At 39.5% G+C, this 23,505-nt stretch carries 21 protein-coding genes and 1 tRNA gene; 9 read left to right on the top strand and 13 right to left on the bottom strand.

What is annotated here, in order from left to right; translation table 11 throughout:
* Positions 1-30: 30 nt before the first annotated feature.
* From AC1M9F_RS09905 to salA, 3 genes are all read right to left on the bottom strand, one after another.
* Positions 31-921, bottom strand: coding sequence for a LysR family transcriptional regulator (locus AC1M9F_RS09905; RefSeq protein ID WP_228143106.1), 891 nt, complete (start codon positions 919-921; stop codon positions 31-33).
* 123 nt (positions 922-1,044) lie between these two features.
* Positions 1,045-2,409 (bottom strand): aromatic acid/H+ symport family MFS transporter, encoded by a 1,365-nt coding sequence (locus AC1M9F_RS09910; RefSeq protein ID WP_481591631.1) that lies wholly within the window; start codon positions 2,407-2,409, stop codon positions 1,045-1,047.
* A 58-nt stretch (positions 2,410-2,467) separates the two neighbouring features.
* A complete protein-coding gene (gene salA / locus AC1M9F_RS09915) occupies positions 2,468-3,775 on the bottom strand; it encodes a salicylate 1-monooxygenase (protein WP_481597671.1) in 1,308 nt (435 codons plus the stop codon).
* Between the two features lie 307 nt (positions 3,776-4,082).
* Here salA and AC1M9F_RS09920 point away from each other — a divergent pair, with 307 nt between their 5' ends.
* On the top strand, positions 4,083-4,568 hold the full coding sequence (locus AC1M9F_RS09920; protein WP_481597672.1) for a hypothetical protein: 486 nt from the start codon (positions 4,083-4,085) through the stop codon (positions 4,566-4,568).
* Positions 4,569-4,706: 138 nt separating this feature from the next.
* On the opposite strand, the gene AC1M9F_RS09925 is transcribed toward AC1M9F_RS09920, so the two are convergent.
* Positions 4,707-5,606: an NADP-dependent oxidoreductase gene (locus AC1M9F_RS09925; RefSeq protein ID WP_481597673.1), complete on the bottom strand. Its 900-nt coding sequence runs from the start codon at positions 5,604-5,606 to the stop codon at positions 4,707-4,709.
* 488 nt (positions 5,607-6,094) lie between these two features.
* On the opposite strand from AC1M9F_RS09925, the gene AC1M9F_RS09930 reads away from it, so the two are divergent.
* Entirely contained in the window at positions 6,095-7,153 is a 1,059-nt protein-coding gene (locus AC1M9F_RS09930; protein WP_481597674.1) for an RES family NAD+ phosphorylase, read from the top strand.
* Positions 7,154-7,195: 42 nt separating this feature from the next.
* On the opposite strand, the gene gatB is transcribed toward AC1M9F_RS09930, so the two are convergent.
* The 3 genes from gatB to gatC are packed head-to-tail and all read right to left on the bottom strand — an operon-like array spanning position 7,196 to position 10,509.
* Positions 7,196-8,671, bottom strand: coding sequence for an Asp-tRNA(Asn)/Glu-tRNA(Gln) amidotransferase subunit GatB (gene gatB / locus AC1M9F_RS09935; RefSeq protein ID WP_481597675.1), 1,476 nt, complete (start codon positions 8,669-8,671; stop codon positions 7,196-7,198).
* Positions 8,671-10,149 (bottom strand): Asp-tRNA(Asn)/Glu-tRNA(Gln) amidotransferase subunit GatA, encoded by a 1,479-nt coding sequence (gene gatA / locus AC1M9F_RS09940; protein WP_481597676.1) that lies wholly within the window; start codon positions 10,147-10,149, stop codon positions 8,671-8,673. Before gatA ends, gatB begins: the two co-directional genes overlap by 1 nt.
* Before the next feature lie 45 nt (positions 10,150-10,194).
* Positions 10,195-10,509: an Asp-tRNA(Asn)/Glu-tRNA(Gln) amidotransferase subunit GatC gene (gene gatC, locus AC1M9F_RS09945; RefSeq protein WP_035269791.1), complete on the bottom strand. Its 315-nt coding sequence runs from the start codon at positions 10,507-10,509 to the stop codon at positions 10,195-10,197.
* 133 nt (positions 10,510-10,642) lie between these two features.
* Between gatC and AC1M9F_RS09950 the strand changes: the two genes are divergently transcribed.
* The 6 genes from AC1M9F_RS09950 (at position 10,643) to AC1M9F_RS09975 (ending at position 15,423) form a co-directional block, all read left to right on the top strand.
* Positions 10,643-11,689 carry a rod shape-determining protein gene (locus AC1M9F_RS09950; RefSeq protein WP_035269793.1) on the top strand — a complete coding sequence of 349 codons (1,047 nt, stop codon included), beginning with the start codon at positions 10,643-10,645 and terminating at the stop codon, positions 11,687-11,689.
* Between the two features lie 30 nt (positions 11,690-11,719).
* Complete coding sequence (gene mreC, locus AC1M9F_RS09955) at positions 11,720-12,577, top strand: rod shape-determining protein MreC (RefSeq protein WP_035269796.1); 858 nt, start codon at positions 11,720-11,722, stop codon at positions 12,575-12,577.
* Positions 12,564-13,058: a rod shape-determining protein MreD gene (gene mreD / locus AC1M9F_RS09960; RefSeq protein WP_092766998.1), complete on the top strand. Its 495-nt coding sequence runs from the start codon at positions 12,564-12,566 to the stop codon at positions 13,056-13,058. Before mreC ends, mreD begins: the two co-directional genes overlap by 14 nt.
* On the top strand, positions 13,046-13,612 hold the full coding sequence (locus AC1M9F_RS09965; RefSeq protein WP_481597677.1) for a Maf family nucleotide pyrophosphatase: 567 nt from the start codon (positions 13,046-13,048) through the stop codon (positions 13,610-13,612). The genes mreD and AC1M9F_RS09965 overlap by 13 nt, the downstream gene beginning before the upstream one ends.
* Positions 13,613-13,664: 52 nt before the next feature.
* Positions 13,665-15,119, top strand: coding sequence for a ribonuclease G (gene rng, locus AC1M9F_RS09970; RefSeq protein WP_035269804.1), 1,455 nt, complete (start codon positions 13,665-13,667; stop codon positions 15,117-15,119).
* 136 nt (positions 15,120-15,255) lie between these two features.
* Positions 15,256-15,423 carry a PA1571 family protein gene (locus tag AC1M9F_RS09975; protein ID WP_171076802.1) on the top strand — a complete coding sequence of 56 codons (168 nt, stop codon included), beginning with the start codon at positions 15,256-15,258 and terminating at the stop codon, positions 15,421-15,423.
* 52 nt (positions 15,424-15,475) lie between these two features.
* Here AC1M9F_RS09975 and AC1M9F_RS09980 read toward each other — a convergent pair whose 3' ends face one another.
* Complete coding sequence (locus tag AC1M9F_RS09980) at positions 15,476-16,930, bottom strand: WS/DGAT/MGAT family O-acyltransferase (RefSeq protein ID WP_481597678.1); 1,455 nt, start codon at positions 16,928-16,930, stop codon at positions 15,476-15,478.
* A 166-nt stretch (positions 16,931-17,096) separates the two neighbouring features.
* The gene (locus AC1M9F_RS09985) at positions 17,097-17,831 is read right to left on the bottom strand and encodes a phosphoadenylyl-sulfate reductase (RefSeq protein WP_035269807.1); all 735 of its coding nucleotides are present in this window, start codon (positions 17,829-17,831) and stop codon (positions 17,097-17,099) included.
* Between the two features lie 198 nt (positions 17,832-18,029).
* Between AC1M9F_RS09985 and thrH the strand changes: the two genes are divergently transcribed.
* The gene (gene thrH / locus AC1M9F_RS09990) at positions 18,030-18,647 is read left to right on the top strand and encodes a bifunctional phosphoserine phosphatase/homoserine phosphotransferase ThrH (RefSeq protein ID WP_035269809.1); all 618 of its coding nucleotides are present in this window, start codon (positions 18,030-18,032) and stop codon (positions 18,645-18,647) included.
* Between the two features lie 51 nt (positions 18,648-18,698).
* Here thrH and AC1M9F_RS09995 read toward each other — a convergent pair whose 3' ends face one another.
* From AC1M9F_RS09995 to AC1M9F_RS10010, 4 genes are all read right to left on the bottom strand, one after another.
* The gene (locus tag AC1M9F_RS09995) at positions 18,699-19,886 is read right to left on the bottom strand and encodes an OmpP1/FadL family transporter (protein WP_481597679.1); all 1,188 of its coding nucleotides are present in this window, start codon (positions 19,884-19,886) and stop codon (positions 18,699-18,701) included.
* 295 nt (positions 19,887-20,181) lie between these two features.
* Positions 20,182-21,555, bottom strand: coding sequence for an OmpP1/FadL family transporter (locus AC1M9F_RS10000; protein WP_481597680.1), 1,374 nt, complete (start codon positions 21,553-21,555; stop codon positions 20,182-20,184).
* 335 nt (positions 21,556-21,890) lie between these two features.
* On the bottom strand, positions 21,891-23,141 hold the full coding sequence (locus AC1M9F_RS10005) for an OmpP1/FadL family transporter (RefSeq protein WP_481597681.1): 1,251 nt from the start codon (positions 23,139-23,141) through the stop codon (positions 21,891-21,893).
* Positions 23,142-23,360: 219 nt separating this feature from the next.
* A tRNA-Arg gene (locus AC1M9F_RS10010) sits at positions 23,361-23,436 on the bottom strand.
* Positions 23,437-23,505: the final 69 nt, after the last annotated feature.

A 23,505-nucleotide genomic window follows, 5' to 3' on the forward strand; every position in this document is an offset into this window, starting at 1 on the left:
GACGAGCCTTTTTTATGTCTGAGTGGGAACTTAGAGCGTGCTGAAAATATTTTTTAGAATCTTACAAAACCACTTACGTGCGTCTAAGTCATCCTTATGGTTATACCAGTTAACACTGACATTGAATGGACGAACCTCAAAAGGGAGTTCAAAAATTTGGATATCCGTATGCTGCTGATAAACCTTCGCGGCTCTCGAAGGCAAAGTAACCAGAAGTTCTGAGTGTTTCACCACGTTCTGCAAAACACTGAAATGTGGGACTTCAAGCATGATCTGACGAGAATGACCGAGTTCTTTTAAACGCTGATCAATTTCAATATGACCAGTACTCGATTTGATCGCAACATGTTTTTCCGATAAATACGCTTCCATGCTGAGCTTCTGCTGTATGCGCGGATGCTCTTTTTTAGCGATACAGACATAACGTTCCTCAAACAAATTTCGAGATTCAATTTTGGGCATAATGGTGTGACTGCTATTAAAAACGGCCACATCCAAAAAGCCTTCAACCAGCCATTCCTCTACTTTTTCAGAGTGAATTTCCTCAATTTCAAGTTTGATATTGGGAGCATGTTGTTCTAAATATTCAATCAGCGAGGGAAGTAAACAAATTTCTCCTAAATCAGAAATGCCTAAACGAAATACTTTTGAAGAGGTTAGCGGGTCGAAATGCTTGGCAGAATCAATCGCCATATCAATTTTAACAATCGCTTCGTAGAAACTTGGATAAAGACTTTGTGCAAGCTTTGTGGGTTTAACACCAAACTTGTCACGTACAAAAAGCTGATCATTCAGCATTTTCCGCAGTCGATTTAAATTATAGGTGACAGAAGGTTGGCTGAGATTCAAGCGCTCTGCGGCGTGACTGATATTTTGAGTTTGATAAATAATAATAAAAACTTTAATCAGACTTAAATCGATCAACTTTACATTCCTTGTAAATATTTAGAGACAGTCGCTATATCGAATAACTACTGTAACAAAAAAAGAGAGAGTTAACTCTCTCTTTTATTTTTAATGACTTACATGTTGTTGATGAATCATCTACTCATAAGCCACGTTTTTAACGCCGTTTGCTGCGCCTGCAATTTTTTTATTGCGCAGATGGATCGCAGTCACACTGATCACTGCAATCATACAAGGGATAGATAAGGCAATGAAATTATATTGCACTGGCAAATTAAGGCTAAGTAACCATCCACATAAGATTGGACCCAAAATTGCGCCTAAACGACCTACGCCAAGTGCCATACCTAGACCTGTCGCACGTATGTTAGATGAATAATATTGTGACATATAAGCCAACAATAAAATTTGTCCGCCAATCGATGCTGCACCTGCGACTGCTACACAGAAGTAAAGCACCATGGTTGGTAAGTTATAGCTTAACAAGAATAGGGAAATTGCGCCGCTAATAAACAAGGTACAAAGAACTTTAGGTAAACTGAATTTATCAGCAAAAAAACCACCAAAAATTGCACCCAGCATACCACCAATATTGAGCGCAAATAGGAACACTAAACTGGTTGAGAGGTTGTAGCCAGCTTCCATCATCAGTTTAGGTAACCAGTTACCAAGCGCGTATACCAATACCAATGCCATAAAGACACTTGCCCAGAATAGAACAGTGGTTACTCCACGACTTTCAGTAAATAAGTCTTTCACTGGTGATTTAGACGATTCTTGGTTTTCTTGATGCAGACTAATGCGCATATCAGCAGGAATTCTTAGATTTGTGTCAATTTGTTCTAAGATGTGAGCAGCTTCTTTATGCTTATTTTGACGAACCAAGTAATCGATGGATTCAGGCAATAACTTCCAAATGATTGGCAATAGAATGAGTGGAATACCTGCAATCATAAACATGATTTTCCAGCCAAATTGCGGTACTAGCCACATGCCTAAAATGGCAGAACACATTCCGCCTACAGCGTAACCACTAAACATCAATGACACTAAGGTGGAGCGTAAACGCTTAGGCGCATACTCTGTCATTAGTGTAATAACGTTCGGCATCACGCCACCTAGACCTAAGCCAGCAATAAAGCGATAGATCCCGAACTCTTGAGGATTGCTCGCTAGGCCACACATCACGGTAAAACCACTAAAAATGACAATACAAACTGCAATCAGTTTTTTACGGCTAAAGCCATATTTTTCAAGTTTGTCACTCATACTGCCAAAAATGATGGCTCCAAACATCATGCCAAAGAGGGCAAGACTTCCTAAGAAGCCCGCCGTCATTGGATCGATTGCCCATTCTTGCATGAGTTTAGGCAATGCCACACCGTAGATGACTAAGTCATAGCCATCAAAAATAATAATCAATGCGCTGAGTAAGATGACTCGCCAGTGAATGGCTTTGAGTTTGGCATGATCAATAATTTCATTTGCATTTAACGTATTCATGGAGACCTCCCTGGTCAATGAATCGGTTGATAACAGTCCTGTTAATGTTTTTGCTTATTTATATGGCTTCAGCCACGAGATGTTTCTCTATTGCTTGGCCTAAGCGATGTTGTGCGAGTACAACGTCTTTTTCTAAATCGTGTTGCCATAACCAATCAAAACGGTGTGCCAAATGTTGACCTACACTGTCAAAGTCTGGATATAGGGGTGAATATAATTCGTAAATCTCACCAGATTCGCGCGACGTATTTTGTACACGAATGGCACGCTCTTTGCGCAGTTGCTCATAGACATGAGAGAGTTGTGCAAGGTCTTCAGTGCAGATTTGCGCTGAGTGATGTTCCAGATGTTTGAATAATGCAGAAAGAATTAAAGCATCTTCAAGACCCTGACCAGCACCAGCTCCTTGGTGTGGCAACATGGCATGTGCTGCATCACCAATCAAAATGACATTGTGTTCGCTGTTTTGATAGGTCTTAAGTGGCTCAATCTCATGAAGCGCCCAGATGGTAGGTTTTTCAATTAAGTTCAGTAATGCGCGACAGCTCTCACTCCAATCCGCAAAATCAGCCAGCATTTCAGTATTGGTTGTTGGTCGTGTCCAAGGAGTCCCTTCTGGCAGAGTTGTATTCTTGCGATCTGACTTAAAGGCAACAATATTGATTTCTTCACCTTTACGAATAGGGAAAGTTAAGATGTGTTTGTCTTTACCCAATAACATTTGTGGGACATCTGCAAGTTCAGGATCGTGTCCAAGTTCTGCAATGACCTGTTTAAAATCTAAATATTTGATAATGCCGCGATAAGCCCATGTTCCTGAAAATTGAGGATCGACTTTTGGAAGTTGATGCGATGCCAATACATGATCACGCACAACAGAATGGATACCATCACAACCAATCACGTAATCTGCTTCAACCACTTCACCATCTTGGAAAGTTAAATGAACACCAGCGCTTGAAGCTTCAACAGATTGTACACGTTTATTGAAATGTGCATTTTGTGAAGGAACGAATGGAATAAGTGCATCAAGAAAATCAGCACGATGCACAGAAGATTGACCGACTTGAGGTGCGATCGAAGCTGATAGGTATTCATCGGTATAGCCATTACGCCATTGGAACCAGATATCTTGATAAGGTGCAGCAACTGTATCCGCAATGGCGTGATATTCTTCACCCAAGCCTAGAAGCTCAATTGCTTTAACAGCATTGGCACCAAATGAAATGCCTGCACCAATTTCTGAAAATTGTGCTGCTGACTCATATAAATGCACATCAAATTTTTTATTTTTTACTAAGTTGGTCATTAAAGCTAATCCAGCAATACCACCACCAATGAGCGCAATCTTAATTCTTCTTTCCATGATTCAATTCCGAGTTTTTTGCCCTGAATAAGATCATTACTGATTTTTAACTACTTATCCAATTTATATATTTTGGTGAAAACTATTTAAAAAATTGATAGTTTGAATTTGACATCTATTCCCACTGGTTTTGAAGCTTTATTGTCAATATATGAACATTCATGTGCATGATTTAGCAAATTTACTACCTAAATTTTCATGTGCTTACTTGTTTTACAGTGTATCTGTAGGGAAATGCGTTCAGGATGTGATACAACAAAAACATAATGACAACGATGAAAATTGAGTTTAAGTGATGACATTAAAAATGAATAAAACTGCTTTACGTACACTGTGTGCATCGGCTTTGATCATGGGCGTATCGACATTTTCGAATGCGGGAGCAGCTGTAGATCAATTGAGTGATTGTTTGGTCAAGTCGACGACCGCTGCTGATAAAACGACAGTACTACAGTGGACATATTCAGCACTGTCTACTCATCCTGATTTAAAAGGCTTTAGTAATGTCAGTGCTGATCAACGTACGGCATTGGATCAAAAGTTAGCGCAAGTCTTGCAACGTGTGATCGTAGAGCAATGTTCAACACAGACCAAAGCGGTGATTCAAGCTGAGGGTATTCAAGCTGTTGGTGAAAGTTTCCAAGCATTGGGTCGTAGTGCAGGCGAAGAAATTATTAAAAACCCTGAAGTGAATAATCAGCTGAAAGGGGTGGTGCGTTATATTGATTTAAATAAATTGGTGACAACATTCCTCACCCCAGATATTTGGAACAAGCTTGGGATCACTCGTTAATCTCTTATTCTAATAAATGGTAATTAAATAAATAAGTTATCGATTGATGAATGTAGGGTAGAGTTACTCAATATCATAATTCAAACTAGAGAAAAGGCAGGATGATATCCTGCCTTTTTCACATTGTATGCATAGTAATTATTTGAATAGCAGCACGCTTTTACCTTGCGTATGTCCCTCTAAAATGTCTCGATAGGCTTGCTGTGCTTCTGTAAAAGGATATTCACGACTGACTGTCCAATTGAAGCTGTTATTTGCAACGCCTTCAACCACGTGTTTTAAATTGGAAACATTACGTTTAACCCAGACCGCTTGAATTTTAGCGGATGACAGTTTGCGTCCTGCAATCGTGCCCATAAATCCGCCATTTTTCACTGTAGCCAATGAGGCTTGAGTAGCATCTTCGTTACCTGCCATATCAATCGAAGCATCAAATTGATCTGGATGGGCTTGTTTCAGACGCTCAATCAATCCTTCGCCGTACACGACAGGAATCGCCCCTAAACTGCGAATATAGTCTTGGTTTTTTGCTGATGCTGTTGCCACGACGGTAATGCCGCGACTCACTGCCAATTGAATGGTGATTGATCCCACACCGCCTGACCCACCGTGTACCAATAAGCTTTGCATTGGACCAATTTCATCTAAAATGGTCATGGCAGTTTGAGCTGCTCCTGCAATCGAGCCTGCAATCGACCATTCTAGATTTTTCGGTTTTGCGACTAAATTGACGAGGGGAACATCTATCACGGTTGCATGGGTAAATGCTCCACCAGAACCCAGCACTTCGTCACCGACTTTCCATGCACTGTTTTCAGCTACGTCTACGATTACACCTGCAAACTCAGTTCCGAAAGTTTGTGGGAGTTGTGCATGTTTGAATTCACCTGTCATGCGACGTGCATCAATGGGGTTAATCCCTGCGGCTTTGACTTGGATGCGTGCCATTTCAGTGTTTAATGGTGGGAGTGTGTAGTCTGTAAATTCAAGGACTTCGGGTTGTCCGTAGCTTTGGGCGTTCATTACTGTTGATTTCATGATTTGATTCATTTCTTCTTGATGATGAAATCAGTATAGAAGAGTGAAAGCAGGCAAATGAAGATCGAAAAATAGAACAGTGTTTTCTGATGTTTAGATTTTTTTACTTTAAAAGATACCTCTCCCTTGCGAACTCAAAATATATTTTGAGGATTCTCATCACTTGCGCTTCGATTTAAAAGCAATGCTTTAAATCTTGCTCAGGAGAGGGAACACCGCGTATCAAAATAATTACATGACACTCCCTCTCCCTATGGGATGAGCAACATTGTTGCGCAAGGGGGTGAGGGAATTAGTCACGCATAATGAATGACTTTGAATGTTGGATACGTCTTAAGTCTTCGATTGTAGTGATTTAGATTAATTTTTAAGGGATATTTTTAGGTTTTAAATTTATTTTAAAAATATATATAAAATATTTATAAGTAATTGATTTTTATGTTTTGAATAAGTTTTAATTACTTAAAACAGATTGAATAGATCATCACATGAAAATTCAAAGTATAACGACAATAGCTTGTAGTGGTTGTTTTAAAAATCATGGGTTGAGATTGGAAGCAGAAAAAATTGGGTTTTATTCAAAAAATATTTGTTCATTATGTGGCTCTAAAAAATATAAAAAACTTAATAATGCTTTGTTGGAAAAACTCGCATTTAACTTCTTTGTAAGAGGGACAATTCATAAGGGATATTATGGTGCTGCACCTTTAATTCAATTTAATGAGTATCAAGTTACAGGAGTGAAGTTTGGTAGTGAGTTGGATATAGATCTTAAAATTTTTGAAAAACAGCTTAAAATAGGCTTTTTTGATTATGGTCCACGATTGTGGATGGTTGGAGAAATTGAACCTCTTAAACAAATGCAATTGCTCAATGGCGAAGAAAAAGAAATTTTTAAAAAAATTATAAAAGAATATCCGATAGTTTTTTTATCTGAAGAGCAAATTCTTTATAGAGTTCGAAAAAATCCAGAAGGGAATCCGAATACAGCAGATTTTGATTCACCGCCAATGGAGTATTTGGGTAATGGAAGATTGGATAGTAAGGATAATCCGATATTTTACTGTTCAACTGATTTGGAGTTATGTTTACATGAATGTCGAGTTTCATCAGAGGATCAAATTTATGTTGGAACTTTTAAGCCGTCCAAAACTTTAAAGCTTTTAGATTTAAGTGTCATTCTTAATGAGGACTGTAGTGAGTTTGAAAGTTTAGATCTATCTGTTTTAATGTTATTTTTAGCTAGTCAACATGCTTATAAAATTTTACAAAAGCTATCTGATTTTATAAGAGAAAGTGGGTTTGATGGAATAATTTATCCATCATATTTTAGTATGTTAAAAACTGGGAATATTCCATTTGAAACGGTGCTAGGAATAAGTCATAGACGTCTTAATGACTTTCAAGCTTTTGAAGCTAATAAAATTGTACAAAGCATTGCTTTGTTTGGCTATCCATTGCGTGATAGTACGCTAGACATAATAAGTATGAATAAATTGCTTCTCAATCGGGTTGAATATGATTTTACTATGGCTCCAATTTATTAAAAAAACCCGCTTTCGCGGGTTTTCTTTTAAAGAAAGATCAGATCAACCAATCAACTTCTTCATCAATTCATTCACTTGAGCAGGGTTGGCTTTACCTTTCGCTGCTTTCATCACTTGACCCACAAGACCGTTGAAGGCTTTCTCTTTACCAGATTTATACTCTTCAACCATCTTCTCGTTAGCAGCAAGAACGTCTTTAATAATTGCTTCAATTGCGCCTGTATCAGTTTCCTGTTTCAAGCCTTTTTCCGCAATAATCTCGTCCGCAGTTTTGCCTTCTTCCCACATAAAGCCGAACACTTGTTTTGCAATCTTACCGTTAATGGTGTTATCCACAATACGCGCAATCATGCCACCCAATTTCTCTGCTGATACAGGAGAGTCTGCCAACTCTAAGCCCGCTTTGTTTAAAGCACCTGAGAATTCACCCATCACCCAGTTTGCAGCAATCTTACCTTGTGCAGCACCGCCCGCAGCCTTAACAACTTCTTCATAAAACTCTGACATTTCACGAGTCAATGTTAAAACGTGCGCATCGTATTCAGTCACACCAAAGTCCGCTACAAAACGCGCACGACGTGCAGCAGGAAGCTCAGGCATAGTCGCTTTAATCGCTTCGATTTGCTCATCTGCAATGATCACAGGCAACAAGTCTGGATCTGGGAAGTAGCGGTAATCGTTCGCTTCTTCTTTCGAACGCATAGAACGCGTTTCCATCTTCACAGGGTCGAACAAACGAGTTTCTTGGTCGATGGTACCGTCCCATTCCAAGATTTCCATTTGACGTTCAATTTCAACATTGATCGCTTGTTCAATGAAACGGAATGAGTTGAGGTTTTTAAGCTCACAACGTGTACCGAAAGGTTGACCCGGACGGCGTAAAGACACGTTACAGTCGGCACGGAAAGAACCTTCTGCCATGTTACCATCAGAAATACCTAACCAACGCACGAGTGTGTGAATCGCTTTAATATAAGCAACCGCTTCTTCTACAGAGCGCATATCAGGTTCAGATACAATCTCAAGAAGTGGTGTGCCTGCACGGTTTAAATCGATACCTGACATGCCTTCAAATTGGTCATGGATTGATTTACCTGCATCTTCCTCTAAATGTGCACGAGTCACGCCAATGCGTTTAGTCGTACCATCTTCAAGTTGGATGTCGATATGACCCAAGCCAACAATCGGGTTGTCCATTTGGCTGATTTGGTAGCCTTTTGGAGAGTCAGGGTAGAAGTAGTTTTTACGTGCAAATACAGATGCTTGGTCGATGTACGCATCGATACCCAAACCAAAGCGAATGGCAAGATCAACCACTTCTTTGTTCAATACAGGCAGTACGCCCGGCATTGCCAAATCAACAAGGCTCGCTTGTGTATTTGGGTCTTGACCAAATTCAGTTGAAGAACCTGAAAAGATTTTAGATTTAGTCGCAAGTTGAGTGTGAATCTCAATACCAATAACGACTTCCCAACCATCAATCAAATTTGACTTAGGTTTTGCATTGTTCTTCGCCATTATGCATTCTCCTCAGCAATTGCAGCGCGTTTGGTGTGCCAATCAGTTGCTTGTTGGTATTGGTGCACCACAGACAACAATTGAGATTCTGACCAGTAGTTACCAATCAACTGTAAGCCAACAGGTAAATTATTTTGATCAAAACCAACAGGCGCGTTAATCGCAGGAAGACCTGCAAGGTTGACCGCGATGGTATAGATATCGCCCAAGTACATTTCAACTGGAGAAAGGTTTGCACCAATCTTATACGCCGTTGTCGGCGCAGAAGGAGCAGCAATCACATCAACAGACTCGAATGCTTTTAAGAAATCTTGTTGGATTAAACGACGTACTTTTTGTGCTTTGACATAGTACGCATCGTAATAACCTGCAGACAGCGCATAAGTACCAATCAAAATACGGCGTTGAACTTCAGCACCAAAACCTTCAGAGCGAGAACGTTTATATAAGTCCATGATGTCTTTTGGATCTTCACAGCGGTAGCCATAACGTACGCCGTCAAAACGTGACAAGTTAGAAGATGCTTCAGCAGGGGCAATCAGGTAATAGGTTGGAACATATGCCTCAGTCATGTTGAGGTCAATTTCAACAAGCGTTGCGCCCATCTCTTCCAATTTTTTTAGAGATTCTTCAACACGTGCTTTAACGTCAGCAGCCAAACCTTCAACATTAAAGTACTGTTTAGGAATACCAATGCGTAATCCTTTTACAGACGTGCCGTTCAAGTTTGCAACGTAGTCATCAGCATCTTTTTGTACAGAGGTTGAATCTTTTGCGTCATGACCTGCCATCACGTTCATAAGGTACGCACAGTCTTCTGCCGAACGTGCCATTGGACCGCCTTGGTCAAGTGATGATGCATAGGCAATCATACCGAAACGGGATACACGACCATAGGTTGGTTTTAAGCCTGTAAGGCCACAGAACGATGCAGGTTGACGGATTGAACCACCTGTATCTGTACCAGTCGCAAACGGTGCAAGGTCAGCTGCTACAGCCGCAGCAGAACCACCTGATGACCCGCCTGGGACACGATCTAAAGCCCAAGGGTTCGCCGTTGCACCGAAGTAAGATGATTCTGATGTAGAACCCATGGCAAATTCGTCCATGTTCACTTTACCTAAAGTCACTAGGCCCGCAGCTTTACCTTTCGCTACAACGGTTGCGTCGTACGGAGAGATAAAGTTGTCTAGCATTTTAGAACCAGCCGTGGTTTTAATGCCTTGCGTACAGAAAATATCTTTATGTGCAATAGGTAAACCAGTCAAAGTGGTCGCTGTACCTGCCTTGATCGCTGCATCAGCTGCATCAGCTTGAGCCAATGCTTGTTCAGCAGTCACAGTGACATAAGATTTGACTTGCGCATCAATTTTTTCAATACGGTTTAAATAATGTTGCGTCAATTCACGTGAAGAGAATTTAGCGGTTGCTAAACCATCGATAAGTTCACGAACCGATAAGCGATGTAAATCTGTCATGAGAAAAATTCTTAACTAAAATTTAAATAGGGCAAAACTGAACAATTATTCAATTACACGTGGAACAAGATACAAACCGTCTTGCACAGCTGGTGCAACGGCTTGATAGTCATCACGATGGTTTTGTTCAGACACAGCGTCTTCACGTAATGGCTGCGGATGGTCAAATGGACTCTTTAGTGGCTCAACACCTTCGGTATCAATGCCTTTCAAGGTTTCCATCATTCCTAAAATTTTATTCAAACTTTGAGCATATTCAGCAGATTGAGTGTCATCCAAAGACAAGCGTGCTAAGTGTGCAATGCTTGAAACGGTTTGTGCATTTAAATCTGCAGATTGCTGAGCATCTGATGCTGACATGCTGTCTCACCTAATCAGTAATAAAAATATTCAAAATATCATGCGTTATAATAAGCGATTGACTTGTCCAAAGCATCACATTTAGTTAAAGTTGCCATCTTACGTCTATATAACGTTGAACTGAGAACGACCCGTGATTCTAAAACGACTAATTGGCTTGTTTTCGCCAGATCTAGCCATAGATTTAGGCACCGCTAATACACTAATTTATGCGCCAGGACGGGGCATTATATTAAATGAACCGACTGTTGTGGCAATTCGTCACAGTGGTTCACAAAAAATAGTTGCCGCTGTTGGCTTGGATGCTAAGCAAATGCTTGGTCGTACCCCTGCGAATATTTCTGCAATTCGTCCAATGAAAGATGGCGTGATTGCGGATTTCGAAGTCACTGAGACCATGTTAAACCAATTTATTGGTAAAGTGCATGAAAAGCGTCTTTTCCCACCAGCGCCGCGTGTTGTGGTGTGTGTGCCATGTAAATCAACTTTGGTTGAGCGTCGTGCGATTCGTGAGGCTGTATTCAATGCAGGCGCACGTGATGTACGTTTAATCGAAGAGCCAATGGCAGCAGCGATTGGTGCAGGCATGCCAGTTGAGCAAGCGTGTGGTTCGATGGTCGTAGACGTGGGTGGTGGTACAACTGAAATTGCAATCATTTCATTGCAAGGTTGTGTCTATGCAGACTCATTACGCATTGGTGGTGATGTATTTGACGAACAAATTATTCATTATGTTCGTAAAGCACACGGTTGCGTCATTGGTGAAACAACGGCTGAAACCATTAAGAAAGAAGTGGGTATGGCGCTTCCGGATGAAGATGGCAAAGTGCTAGAAATCGAAGTTCGTGGTCGTAACTTGGCGGAAGGTGTTCCGCGCGCAATTACGGTGACTTCTGATGAAATTACTCAAGCAATCACTGATCCATTGCAAAGCATTGTCTCTGCAGTGAAATCTGCGCTTGAACAAACACCTCCTGAGTTGTCATCAGATATCGCGGAGCGCGGTATTGTGTTGACTGGTGGTGGTGCGTTATTACGTAACTTAGACAAGTTATTGTCACAAGAAACAGGTTTGCCAGTAGTAGTTGCTGAAGATCCGCTTTCTTGCGTAACACGTGGTGGTGGTAAAGTCTTAGAACTCTTCGACAACCCGAACCATGACATGCTGTTTGTTGGTTAATTTTCTGTAATTTAATTTAAGGACGAGGCGGTGCAACCGAATCTGTTTTCAAGACAACCGCCATCTTTTCGCTCTTTCATCATTGCAGTCATCGTGTGTTTGTTCGTGTTAATGTTTAATTGGCGCGCTCCACACTTGATTCAACCAGCAAGAGATGTCTTGTACGCGGCATACAATCCCATTTATGCCATTGCAAGCTATCCCGTTTTATCGAAAGAATGGCTCAGTCAACAAACCAAGTCTGAAGCGCAACTGCGTCGTGAGAATACTGCGATGCAGGCAGAGCTGCTTCAGGCTCAGGTTCGCCTTCAAAAACTCTCAGAACTCTCCGCTGAAAATACGCGCTTACGTGGATTATTGGATACGCCTTTGATCATTGACGGTCGTATGGAAATCTCTGAGGTGATCGGCACAGATGCTGATCCATTACGTCATATCATTATCATTAACCGCGGTGCTGCGAGCCAACTGCGTGTCGGGCAAACGGTGTTGGATGATAACGGTATCATGGGTCAGATCATCAATGTTTATCCGCACAGTAGCCGTGTCATGTTGCTGTCTGATAAAGAACACTCCCTATCAGTACGTCTTGAAAACTCTGGCATGCGTGCCATTGTGTCAGGCACTGGTGATTTAGGTCGTCTGAAAATGGAATATGTACCGACCAGCGCTAACGTCAAAGTCGGGGACAAGGTGTATAGTTCAGGTTTAGGACAACATTTTCCTGCGGGATATTTGGTCGGAACAGTGTCCAAAGTTAAGCGTGAAAATACCGGTGAGTTTGCGCAGATAGACGTGAAACCTGCAGCTCAGTTGGCAGGTGGACACCACGTGGTGGTGCTGTTCTCAGACTCATTAGCCATGGAGCAACCTCATGCTCAGCGCTAAAAAAATATCGTCAGTTAAAACACGTGATCCTCTATGGATCATCGTGCTTTCAATCATTATTGGTTCAGTGTTGGTGGTGTATCCTCTGTCTTATACATTGGCAGGATGGCGACCGCTGATCATGTTGATGATTACGGTGTATTGGATCTTGCTTCAACCGACATGGTGTGGTGTTTGGTTTGCTTTTGCAGTCGGATTATTTACAGATTTACTGCTTGATGCACCCCTTGGATTACATGCGTTAAGCTTCGTTTTACTAACATTTACCATCCGTTGGTTTGTGCGTGAACGCCGTTTAATGACGTTTGGAAATACTTGGGCAATCGCTAGTGTTGCTATATTGGCACATTTGATTTATGTCCTTTTTGCACAAATTATTTCCGATATGCAATTTTCGATAACTCGTCATTGGCAGCCACTAATGAGCAGTATTTTAACTTGGCCCATCTTGTATTATTTGCTTCGAAAATGGCGAATTTAATCCTGGCGTCGAGCTCGCCTCGGCGTAAAGAATTGCTTGCACAGCTTGGACTTAAATTTGATATTTTTAGTCCAGAAATCGATGAGTCTGTACGTGATGGTGAGCAAGCACATGATTATGTTCGACGTTTGGCAGAACAAAAAGCTCAGGTTGTTTTAGCACAATTTCCAGATGCGGTGGTCATTGCCGCAGATACAAGCCTCAGTTTAGATGGGCAAATTATTGGCAAACCTGACTCGAAGCAACATGCGTTTGAAATTTGGCAATCCTTGTCAGGGCGTCAGCATGAAGTTCTCAGTGGCCTTTGTGTGGCTTCACAACATAAAACAATAATTACGGTAGTGAGCACAAAGGTTGATTTTCAATCACTCAGTCATCATGATATGGAAGAATATTGGTCAACTGGGGAACCTGTAGGAAAAGCAGGGGCTTACGCAATACAAGGAATCGCCGCAAAGTTCGTTCCTCGTATTGAAGGTAGCTACACCAATGTGGTGGGTTTGCCTTTACATGAAACATCACAGTTACTGAATCAAATATTGAAAAGTGGTTAAGGCACTAAATTAACCTTTTAAAAAAATTTTTATAATGTTTTGAGTGTTTTTTATGTCTGACGAGTTGTTGATTAACGTCACCCCAATGGAGTGTCGGGTGGCGTTAGTTGAAAATGGGACGGTCAACGAACTATTTGTTGAACGCAACGCTAAACGTGGTTTAGTCGGGAATATTTATAAAGCCAAAGTTGTACGTGTATTGCCTGGTATGCAAGCGGCATTTGTAGACATTGGCTTATCTCGTACTGCTTTTTTACATATCAATGACATGATTTGGCCTCGTAATCAACCGACGCCAAATGTCTTTGATCTTCTGCAACCAGGTCAGATTCTGACAGTGCAGGTGATGAAAGATATGTTAGGCACAAAAGGTGCGCGTCTAAGTACTGATCTTTCCATTCCTTCTCGCTATTTGGTGATGATGCCTTATGGACATCATACTGGCGTGTCTCAGCGAATCGAATCAGAAGAAGAGCGTGATCGTTTACGTTCGATCATTGAGCGTATTCAAGCTGAACATAAGTTACCCGGTTCTGTCATTGTACGAACTGCAGCAGAGGGGATCGAAGAAGCCGCTATTGCGCAAGATATGGCGTATTTGGCAAAACTTTGGGAATTTATTCAACGTAAACAAAAAAGTGTCGTGGTGCCATCACTTATCTTTGAAGAGCTACCACTTCCTCAACGCATCATCCGTGATCTGGCAAATGAAGATACGGTAAAAATTCAAGTCGATTCAAGAGAAGTGTTTGGCAAGCTACAAGAGTTTGTGGCTGAGTTTGTACCAAATATGGTTGATCGTCTGAAACATTATCCTGGTGAGTGTCCGATATTCGACTTATACAATGTTGAAACAGATATTCAAAAAGCACTGCAAACACGTGTTGCATTAAAGTCTGGTGGTTATCTCATGATTGATCAGACAGAAGCCATGACCACTATTGACGTCAATACAGGCTCATATGTAGGTGGACGCTCTCTTGAGGACACCGTCTTTAAGACCAACATGGAAGCGACACAAGTCATTGTGCGTCAACTCAGACTGCGCAACTTAGGTGGAATTATCATTATTGACTTTATTGATATGCAAGAGGCCTCACACCGTGATGAAGTGCTTAAGCAATTTGAAAAAGTCTTAGAACGTGACCATGCAAAAACTAAAATCACCCAAGTGTCTGAGCTTGGCTTAGTAGAAATGACGCGTAAACGGACGCGTGAATCACTTGAACATTTGTTATGTGAGTCTTGTCCAACGTGTCAGGGACGTGGTTATGTGAAAAGTGCCGAGACTGTTTGTTACGAAATCTTTCGAGAGATATTAAGATATGCTCGAGATTTTGAGTCTCAGACTGACTTTACTGTCGTTGCGCATCCATCGGTTGTGGATCGTTTATTAACCGTAGAAGCTGCTGCCGTCTCTGATTTAGAGCATTTTGTGAAACGTGTCATTAAGTTCCAAGTCGAAAATTTATACACGCAAGAGCAATACGATATCATTTTGAATTGAAATTGTAACAGAATATCGTTAAACACTTGTTACAACTGAGATTTTACATTCGATCTCGATTTCTCAATACTTAAGAAATCAAATCGAATAGCCAAAGACAGCGATGTTGTCTTAGCAAAGTGAGGTCAAAGTGGGTATGAATTTAACGGAACAATTAGCGGGTAGCCATCGTCAAATTGTGGATTCAAACAAAAGCGCTTGCTTGATGCTCAACGATCAAGGTCAAGAAGTTCGAGTTACACAAGCGATGGTCGTTTCTCTCTGTCAGCAATTAATCAAGCAGTGTCGTAATATTAAAAATTAAGGGGCCTTTTTAAAGCCCCTTAATTTTTTTGTAAATATCGAAATATACAGCCTTAAGCTTGTTTTTCATTTGCAATTTCTATATCCGCTACTACTTGTTTCTTTGCTGTACTACGCTTAGTAGCCTTTTTTATAATCTGCGGTTTTTCATCTTCAGGTAGACCCACAATTTTTTCAAATCGTTGAATCTCATCTTCTAAATGGGTCAATAAATTTTGCATCTTAGGCAAAGCATTTCGACATGCGGTTAAACCGACTTCTAATTTATCCATATAACTGGTCATTGTGATATTCAACGCTTGACCATCAAGTACGATAGAAGCAGGGTAAAGTGCGTCCAAACGTGCTCCGTTCCAATATAGCGGCTCTTTAGGTCCTGGTACGTTAGAAATAACGAGGTTAAATGCCTGACGTTTAGGTGCTAAACCAGAGATGATATTTAAACCTGCAGGACCATATACGAAGGCACTATAGTTGAGAATCTGATCTGAAGTCATGCGTTTGAATTTTTGTTTCGCATTCATTACGCTACGACGAATAAGATCGAGTCGCTCTAATGGATCGGCTTTATGTGTCGCTAAGTTCGCCAGAATCATCGTAATACGATTTGACATGTCTGAATCATCCGTACGAACGGAGACAGGAACCATAGCAATTAATGGTTTTTCTGGTAAAGCACTTTGACTGATTAAATATTCACGTAAAGCACCGGAACAAATTGCAAGCACAATATCGTTAATGGTCACACCCAATGATTTTGAAATATGGTTGAGACGCTTAAACTCATATGACTGAGCAGCGAAACGACGTGATGAGCTGACTTTTTGATTCAGAATACTACTTGGGGCTTGGAAACTGGATACATAGTCCGGATTACGTCCCATATCTTTAAAGACAGTTTCAGACAGCACTTTGAATACACCTGGTGTAGACTGCACTTGACCTTTCAAATTAGACAAGATTTGTTTTGCACGGCTTACTTTAGGTGTTTTAAGTCGCTTAGCACGCGGACCTTCGACACACCATGGCGGAACGATACTTCTTGCATTTGGATCATGAGAGAGTGATTTTTCAATTAAACGCATGCCTGCAATACCATCGACCATCCCATGATGTATTTTGAAATACATGGCGAAACGATTGCCTTCAATGCCCTCAATGATATGACACATCCATAATGGCTTAGCTCGATCAATTAATGAACTGTGCTCTTGGGAAATGTAGGTGAGTAGCTCACGAATACGACCAGGATGTGGTAGAGCAATATGTCTGAAGTGATGATCAAGATCGAATTCAGTGTCTGTGTCCCAAAACAGTCCGTTTAATTTATTATTAAACGGTGGAATTGGAATAGATTTTGAGTTGCGAATATCTGCCACTAAATCTTGAATAAAGGTTGGTGGCGCATCTTCTGGAATTTCAAATAAAAATAATCCGCCAACATGCATGGGCTGTTGTCTTTTTTCCAAAGATAAGAAAATAAAATCAAGCGGGTGTAATGGGCGCATAGTCTAGGTTTGCCTCACTGCAAATTTCTAAAATTGTTTTTTAGAATTATCAATCCAAGAGATCAGTATAGACGTATTTGTTGGAGGGGGCATAAATTTTTTTAATGAATGGTCAGTACAAAAAAGCCACTTTAAATCAGTGGCTTAAAACTTTGTGAGACAGTTTTTACTTTTTTAAATTACCTGAATGTAAACCACATTCTTTATGCGTTGCTTCTTCCCACCACCAACGACCTTCACGCTCGTGCTGATTTGGAAGTACTGGACGCGTGCATGGTTCACATCCAATTGAAATAAAACCTTTTTCATGCAATGGATTATATGGAATTTCCATCATGCGAATATAATTCCAAACGTCAGCACTCGTCCAATTCGCCAAAGGGTTGTATTTAATGAGTTGTTTACCTTCACCTGAAAAACCTAGATCAGCTTGAATGACTGGAATTTCAGTACGTGTACCCGGACTTTGATCTTTACGTTGACCCGTGATCCAACCATCAAGTGTTGCTAACTTTTTACGAAGAGGTTGAACCTTACGGATACCACAACACTCTTTATGATCATCTTGATAAAAGCTAAACAGTCCTTTTTCGTTGACCAGATTCTGAACAGCTTCAGCTTCCGGGAAACATATTTCAATGTTGATATTATAGTGTTTACGAACAGTCTCGATAAATTGATAAGTTTCTGAATGCAAGCGACCTGTATCTAGACTAAACACGCGAAAAGGTTTACCTAAATTTGCAGCCATATCAATCAATACAACATCTTCAGCACCTGAAAATGAAATGGCAATTTCACCTGTTTGATTTAAAGCTAAGGCTATAATTTCCGAAGGGGATTTATCTTCATACTCTGATGCAAGTGCATCAATTAAATCTATGCTTGGAATGGTAGTCATGAGAATCCTGGCGATATAGGCTTGGAAACAACAAGTCCTATATTAAAATATTTGATGTATATTTTAGTTGAATTCAGAGATTTATCTTATGAAATAAAAATAAATACTTATGAATAAAATAGATTTAAAAAATTACATCGATATTCAACAATCTTCGGCTATGATATTGCAAATTTTATTAATGCTGAGGGCAGTATCATGGAAATCGTTTGTCTAGATCTTGAAGGCGTTTTGGTTCCTGAAATTTGGATTAATTTTGCAAAAAAAACAGGAATTAAAGAGCTTGAAGCAACAACTCGAGATATTCCAGACTACGATGTGCTCATGACTCAGCGTTTAAATATTCTTAAACAGCATGGTTTAGGTTTAAATGACATTCAAGCTGTTATTGCAGATATGGGACCGTTTGAAGGCGCTAAGGAGTTTGTCGAGTGGGTACGTACTCATTTCCAACTCATCATTTTATCAGACACATTCTATGAATTTGCTCATCCATTGATGAAGCAGTTAGGTTGGCCTACGATTTTCTGTCACAAATTAGAAACTGACGAAAATGGTATGATTACAAATTATAAACTACGTCAACCTGATCAAAAACGTAAAGCAGTGCAAGCTTTACACGGTTTAAATTTCCGTGTAATTGCTGCAGGCGACTCGTATAACGATACCACGATGCTCGGTGAAGCAGATCAAGGTTTCTTATTTGATGCGCCAGATAATGTAATTGCAGAATTCCCACAATTTCCTGCGATTAATGGTTATGCTGCATTGAAAGAAGCGATTCGCAACGCTTCTGTTCGTGATATTCCAGCTTAAATTATTACTTTGAAAAAAGGACGCTTTAGCGTCCTTTTCTTATAACAATTGTTAGAATCGATACCCGATTTTCATGCCATAACCTAATGCATAATTGTTGCTGAATTCTCCAACATTTATGCCACCCGTTTGTGCAGTTGCATCGCCTAACCAGAAATATTTAACACCAGCTTGAATAAAGCTTTGCTGTGATGGGTTGAATTGACCACCTAAGCCTACACTCCAATAACCTTCAGTTGGACCTAAAGTGGTTACAGGGTTTCCAGCTCCAGAGTCATAGCCTACAGTTGTGGTTGCTGCCCATTGATCATTAAATTTATGTGCAACACCTAAGGTTGCAGAGTACTGATCATCGGAATACGAAATGAGGTCCTGTCCAACTAATCCAAGTAATTTAGGTGTAACCGTAAATTGATCCCAATGAACCCAACGCAGGTTAGCAAACGCCAAAGTGTTTGTTGTAATTCCAGACTGTAAATCAATATTTACAGATTGTGGAGTAACTGCTTCAGTTACTGCAGCGATCTTATCTAATCTATTAAACTCAGGCTTTTTTAATGCATCGGCGTAAAGTGGAAGGAGCGAGGTTTCATTCGACTGAGCTTTGTGTTTAATCTCAGAGCGATAAGTGATAGATGCTTTTAATGCAATTTTTGGAATTTGGTATGCAGTACCTGCAATCCAGCCATAAGCTTCTTTTTGGTCTACATGGATGTTATAGCCATTTAAGACTTGGTATGCACTACCTTTTAAATTGATATCAGCTTCAACTGTTTGCCATACTGGACCAGCATAAAAATTCCAATTTTCAGTGGGTTGATAGCCAATGAGTGCAGTTAAATTTTGTGTCTTAACTTCAACTGATGTACCACTTAAACTATTGCCAAATGATTGATTTTTAGCATCGTATAATGCATCTGCACCAAAAGGCTGATCGTAAATTAATCCTAAAGAAACTTGGTCAGTAATCTGTAGTTTAAGAGCAGTGTTTACAAAATAATAATCACTGCCCATATCGGTAATTTTTTCGCCTGTTAAATCCTGACCAGTGATTTTATTAATCACTGTGGAAGAACCTTTAATGGTAGGATCTAAAACAGAAATGCCAGCTTCTGCATAATTACCTGATTGGAGAAATGCTGAAATCGACTGACCTGAACGATCTAATCCTGCGGCGTAGATTGAAGTTAATGGGAGTGTAGATAATAAGACTGAGTATGAAAGTACTTTAAATTTCATGATGTTCATCCATGAATGCCATATGGCTAAAAAATTGCATGAAAAATAACATAAATAAAAAAAGAGTAAATACTCGGAAATGATTGAAATATAATCAAATTTATATTGCTTCATCATCAAGTTATGAGATTAAATAATTATGTCCATGTTTTTAAAAAGTATTATTGAGCAAAAAAGGAATTGTAGTTTGAGTCGTTTTCTTATTTTAAATGATGATATAACAGACAATTAATTTATACTTGTATAAAAATAAAAAAAGACCACATGATTGTGGTCTTTTTTTATTGATGAATGATTAGAATTTATAGCCGATTTTAAGACCATAAGCTAAAGCGTCATTGTCTTCAAACTTTCCTGCTGCGCTATGTGCACCTGTCTGAGCATCAGCATCACCTAACCAGAAGTATTTAACACCACCTGCAATAAACGTAGCTGGAGTAGGGCTATATTGAAGACCTAAACCTACATTCCAATAACCTTCTGTTGGTCCAAGTGTCGTTACAGGATTGCCTGCACCTGAATCCCATCCAACTGAAACATTACCAGCCCATTGCTCGTTAAATTTACGACCTACACCTGTTGTTACAGACCATTGATCTTTAGAATAATCAACTAGGTTAAATCCATTAGGTTTGCCAGGGATAAGTCCGGCACTACCAAGTGCATCAGCCAATTGACCGAAATTATTAGGCTTAATTGAGAAACTAGACCAATCCACCCAACGTATGTTTGCAAATGCTACGGTGTTCGCCATAATGCCACTTTGTAGATCTAAGTTGACAGATTGTGGAGTAGTAACATTTGTAGATCCAGGTTTGAAGCCAGCACCTAAAGCACCGATTGCTCCTTGTAGGCTATCTGCTCGATCTTGATCGATTTGTCCAAGTGCAGTCAAAGTTGTAATGAGGCCAATCAATTGAGGAGCATTTGCTGGATTTGCTAATGCGGTTGCAGCAGGAATACTTTCATTTACTTCAACGTCATGACTAATTTCAGATCTATATGTTAAAGAGGCTTTTAAAGCGATTTCAGGAATTTGATAAGCTGCACCGACTAACCAACCGAAGTCGCCGTCTTCTTTAATATCAGCATCGTATCCATTAAAGATACTATACGTCGATCCTCTTAATTTTACATTTCCTTTAACAGTCTGATAAACAGCTCCGCCATAGAAATTAAAATTTTCGTTAGGTTGGAAGCCGATAATAGCGGAAATATTTTGTGTATCTACTTCGACTGATGTGCCACCTGTTACACCAGTATTTAAACCTACACCTATAGGAGCACTTGCTGGCTTTTCACCAAGGTAAACTGGGAGTGCGCCTAAAATTGTATCAGAACCTTGTGTGGTAAAATTATTGTTACCTTTATATGCTGCATCAGCACCGAAAGGCTGGTCATAAATCAAACCAAATGAGATTTTATCAGTCGCTTGAATTTTTAATGCTGCAGAAGGAAAGTAGTAATCACCAGCCATATCACCAGTGTAATTACCAGATAAGTCTTTACCAGAGACAGATGGATCTAAAATTGAGATGCCAGCTTCGAAGTAATTTCCTGGTTGAAGGAATGATGAAATAGATTGTCCAGAACGATCTAATGCAGCAGCAAAAGTGCCTGATGATGCCAAACCGAATAATACAGCAGCTGATAATTTTGTTAATTTCACTTGAATTTTCCCTGATCTTCTTCAATGAATTATTTTGTATTTTCCAATTGAATTGAGGATTAGTTATCTTAAACTGATCCTAAATCTTATGTTCACAAAATAACACATTAAGAATCAGAGTAAATACTCTAAGGAAATAAATTTATAATTGAATTTTAATTCTGATAAAAATAATAGGAATTTTATTTTTATATAAATTATTGAATTTATGAGTTATTTAATTTTGAATGACACTATCTTATCGTTAATACATAAATGAACTATACAGTCAGTCAATGGCATTCATGATTAAATAAAAAAGAGCACTTAAGTGCTCTTCAAAAAATGAATAGAGTTTAGAAACGATAACCCATTTTTAGGCCATATGCCCAAGCATTGTTATCTTCAAACTTACCCACTTCACGACCAACAGATCGGCCATCAGCATCTCCTAACCAAAAATATTTTACACCGCCACCGATAAAGGTTGAAGGAGTAGGGCTAAACTGAGCACTCAAACCTAGATTCCAGTAGCCTTCTGTTGGTCCAAGTGCGGTTACTGGATTCCCAGCTCCAGAATCCCAACCTGCGGATAATGCACCGCCCCATTTTTCATTAATCTTACGACCAACGCCAACGGTTGCAGACCATTGATCTTTATCATATTCAATAATATTTTGTCCTTGACCAGTAACAGCTTGTGTTAACAATCTAAATTTATCAATATCAATTTTTAGACCTCCCCATTCAACCCATCGAACATTTGCAAAAGCAACGGTGTTTGCCATGATGCCTGTTTGAAAGTCTAAATTAACTGATTGTGGAGTGCTGATTTTAGTATTCTGAGAAGGTGTATTTAATGCCCCACTCGAATCTAAATTTTTAAGATTAGTTAGTACTTGAGCTACTTGAGGTCCAACTATGCTCTCAACAATAAAACTAGGATAACCAAAATAACTTGAATAAGCGTTTATCAAACCATTGGCATCTTCCGTAGTTTCCAAACTATGGTCAATTTCAGATCTATATGTTAAGGATGCTTTTAACGCTATTTCAGGGATTTGATATGCAACACCAGCTAACCAACCATAACCTTCATCTCTTTTAAAATGAGCCTGATAATTCGCTAAACTAGATAAAGTTAAATTACCTCTCACATCCTGATATACACCACCGCCATAAATATTCAAATTTGCATTAGGTTGAAACCCAACAATAGCTGATATGTTATTTGAATTTACTTTAACCTCTGTTGAAGAGAGAGGAAGTGTACTATCTGGCAGTAATCCTGGAAGTAATCCATCTGTGTAATAGGCTGATGCTCCAAAGGGTTGATCATAGAGTAAGCCGAAAGAGAATTTTTCATTTAATTGCAGTTTTAATGCAGCACTTGGGAAGTAATAATCCTCAGCCATATCACTGATATTTCCAAGTTGGTTTTTACCAGATACATCAGGGTCAATAATGGAGATACCAGCTTCAAAATAGTTATTCGGTTGTAAAAATGCTCCTATCGATTGACCTGAGCGATCCATAGCGGCTGCATAAGCCCCAGAAATCGGTAATAAAGCAAATAATACAGATGCACTGATGGTTTTTAATTTCATGTTATCTATCCTTAGATAATGTGAATTTTTAATTTAATAGAATTTTTTTAGTTATTTCCTTAAGAGCTGATAAATAAACGATTTATGCTTAAATGTTTATTTTTTGCTCTACAAACAACATATCATAAAGGTAATGAGATGCAACAAAAATTTGACTGAAATGACATTATTTTTTTTATTTTCGGCCAATTTGTTGATAAGTGTATTAATCTAAGAAAATGGTGCGCCCTGCGGGACTCGAACCCACGCCGGTCACTTAGGAGGCAACTGCTCTATCCAGTTAAGCTAAGGACGCATACTAATCTGATCAAATAAATTTTTTTAAAAAAAAGTTATTGCTTAGCAATAACTTTTTTTAATGCAT

The organism is Acinetobacter sp. ANC_7504 (assembly GCF_056779995.1).

Coding starts and splice junctions, on each gene's coding strand:
- AC1M9F_RS09910 (WP_481591631.1), bottom strand. CDS start 2,409: ATGAATACGTTAAATGCAAATGAAATTATTGATCATGCCAAACTCAAA.
- salA (WP_481597671.1), bottom strand. CDS start 3,775: ATGGAAAGAAGAATTAAGATTGCGCTCATTGGTGGTGGTATTGCTGGA.
- AC1M9F_RS09920 (WP_481597672.1), top strand. CDS start 4,083: ATGAATAAAACTGCTTTACGTACACTGTGTGCATCGGCTTTGATCATG.
- AC1M9F_RS09925 (WP_481597673.1), bottom strand. CDS start 5,606: ATGAAATCAACAGTAATGAACGCCCAAAGCTACGGACAACCCGAAGTC.
- AC1M9F_RS09930 (WP_481597674.1), top strand. CDS start 6,095: ATGAAAATTCAAAGTATAACGACAATAGCTTGTAGTGGTTGTTTTAAA.
- gatB (WP_481597675.1), bottom strand. CDS start 8,671: ATGGCGAAGAACAATGCAAAACCTAAGTCAAATTTGATTGATGGTTGG.
- gatA (WP_481597676.1), bottom strand. CDS start 10,149: ATGACAGATTTACATCGCTTATCGGTTCGTGAACTTATCGATGGTTTA.
- gatC (WP_035269791.1), bottom strand. CDS start 10,509: ATGTCAGCATCAGATGCTCAGCAATCTGCAGATTTAAATGCACAAACC.
- mreD (WP_092766998.1), top strand. CDS start 12,564: ATGCTCAGCGCTAAAAAAATATCGTCAGTTAAAACACGTGATCCTCTA.
- AC1M9F_RS09965 (WP_481597677.1), top strand. CDS start 13,046: ATGGCGAATTTAATCCTGGCGTCGAGCTCGCCTCGGCGTAAAGAATTG.
- rng (WP_035269804.1), top strand. CDS start 13,665: ATGTCTGACGAGTTGTTGATTAACGTCACCCCAATGGAGTGTCGGGTG.
- AC1M9F_RS09975 (WP_171076802.1), top strand. CDS start 15,256: ATGAATTTAACGGAACAATTAGCGGGTAGCCATCGTCAAATTGTGGAT.
- AC1M9F_RS09980 (WP_481597678.1), bottom strand. CDS start 16,930: ATGCGCCCATTACACCCGCTTGATTTTATTTTCTTATCTTTGGAAAAA.
- AC1M9F_RS09985 (WP_035269807.1), bottom strand. CDS start 17,831: ATGACTACCATTCCAAGCATAGATTTAATTGATGCACTTGCATCAGAG.
- thrH (WP_035269809.1), top strand. CDS start 18,030: ATGGAAATCGTTTGTCTAGATCTTGAAGGCGTTTTGGTTCCTGAAATT.
- AC1M9F_RS09995 (WP_481597679.1), bottom strand. CDS start 19,886: ATGAAATTTAAAGTACTTTCATACTCAGTCTTATTATCTACACTCCCA.
- AC1M9F_RS10005 (WP_481597681.1), bottom strand. CDS start 23,141: ATGAAATTAAAAACCATCAGTGCATCTGTATTATTTGCTTTATTACCG.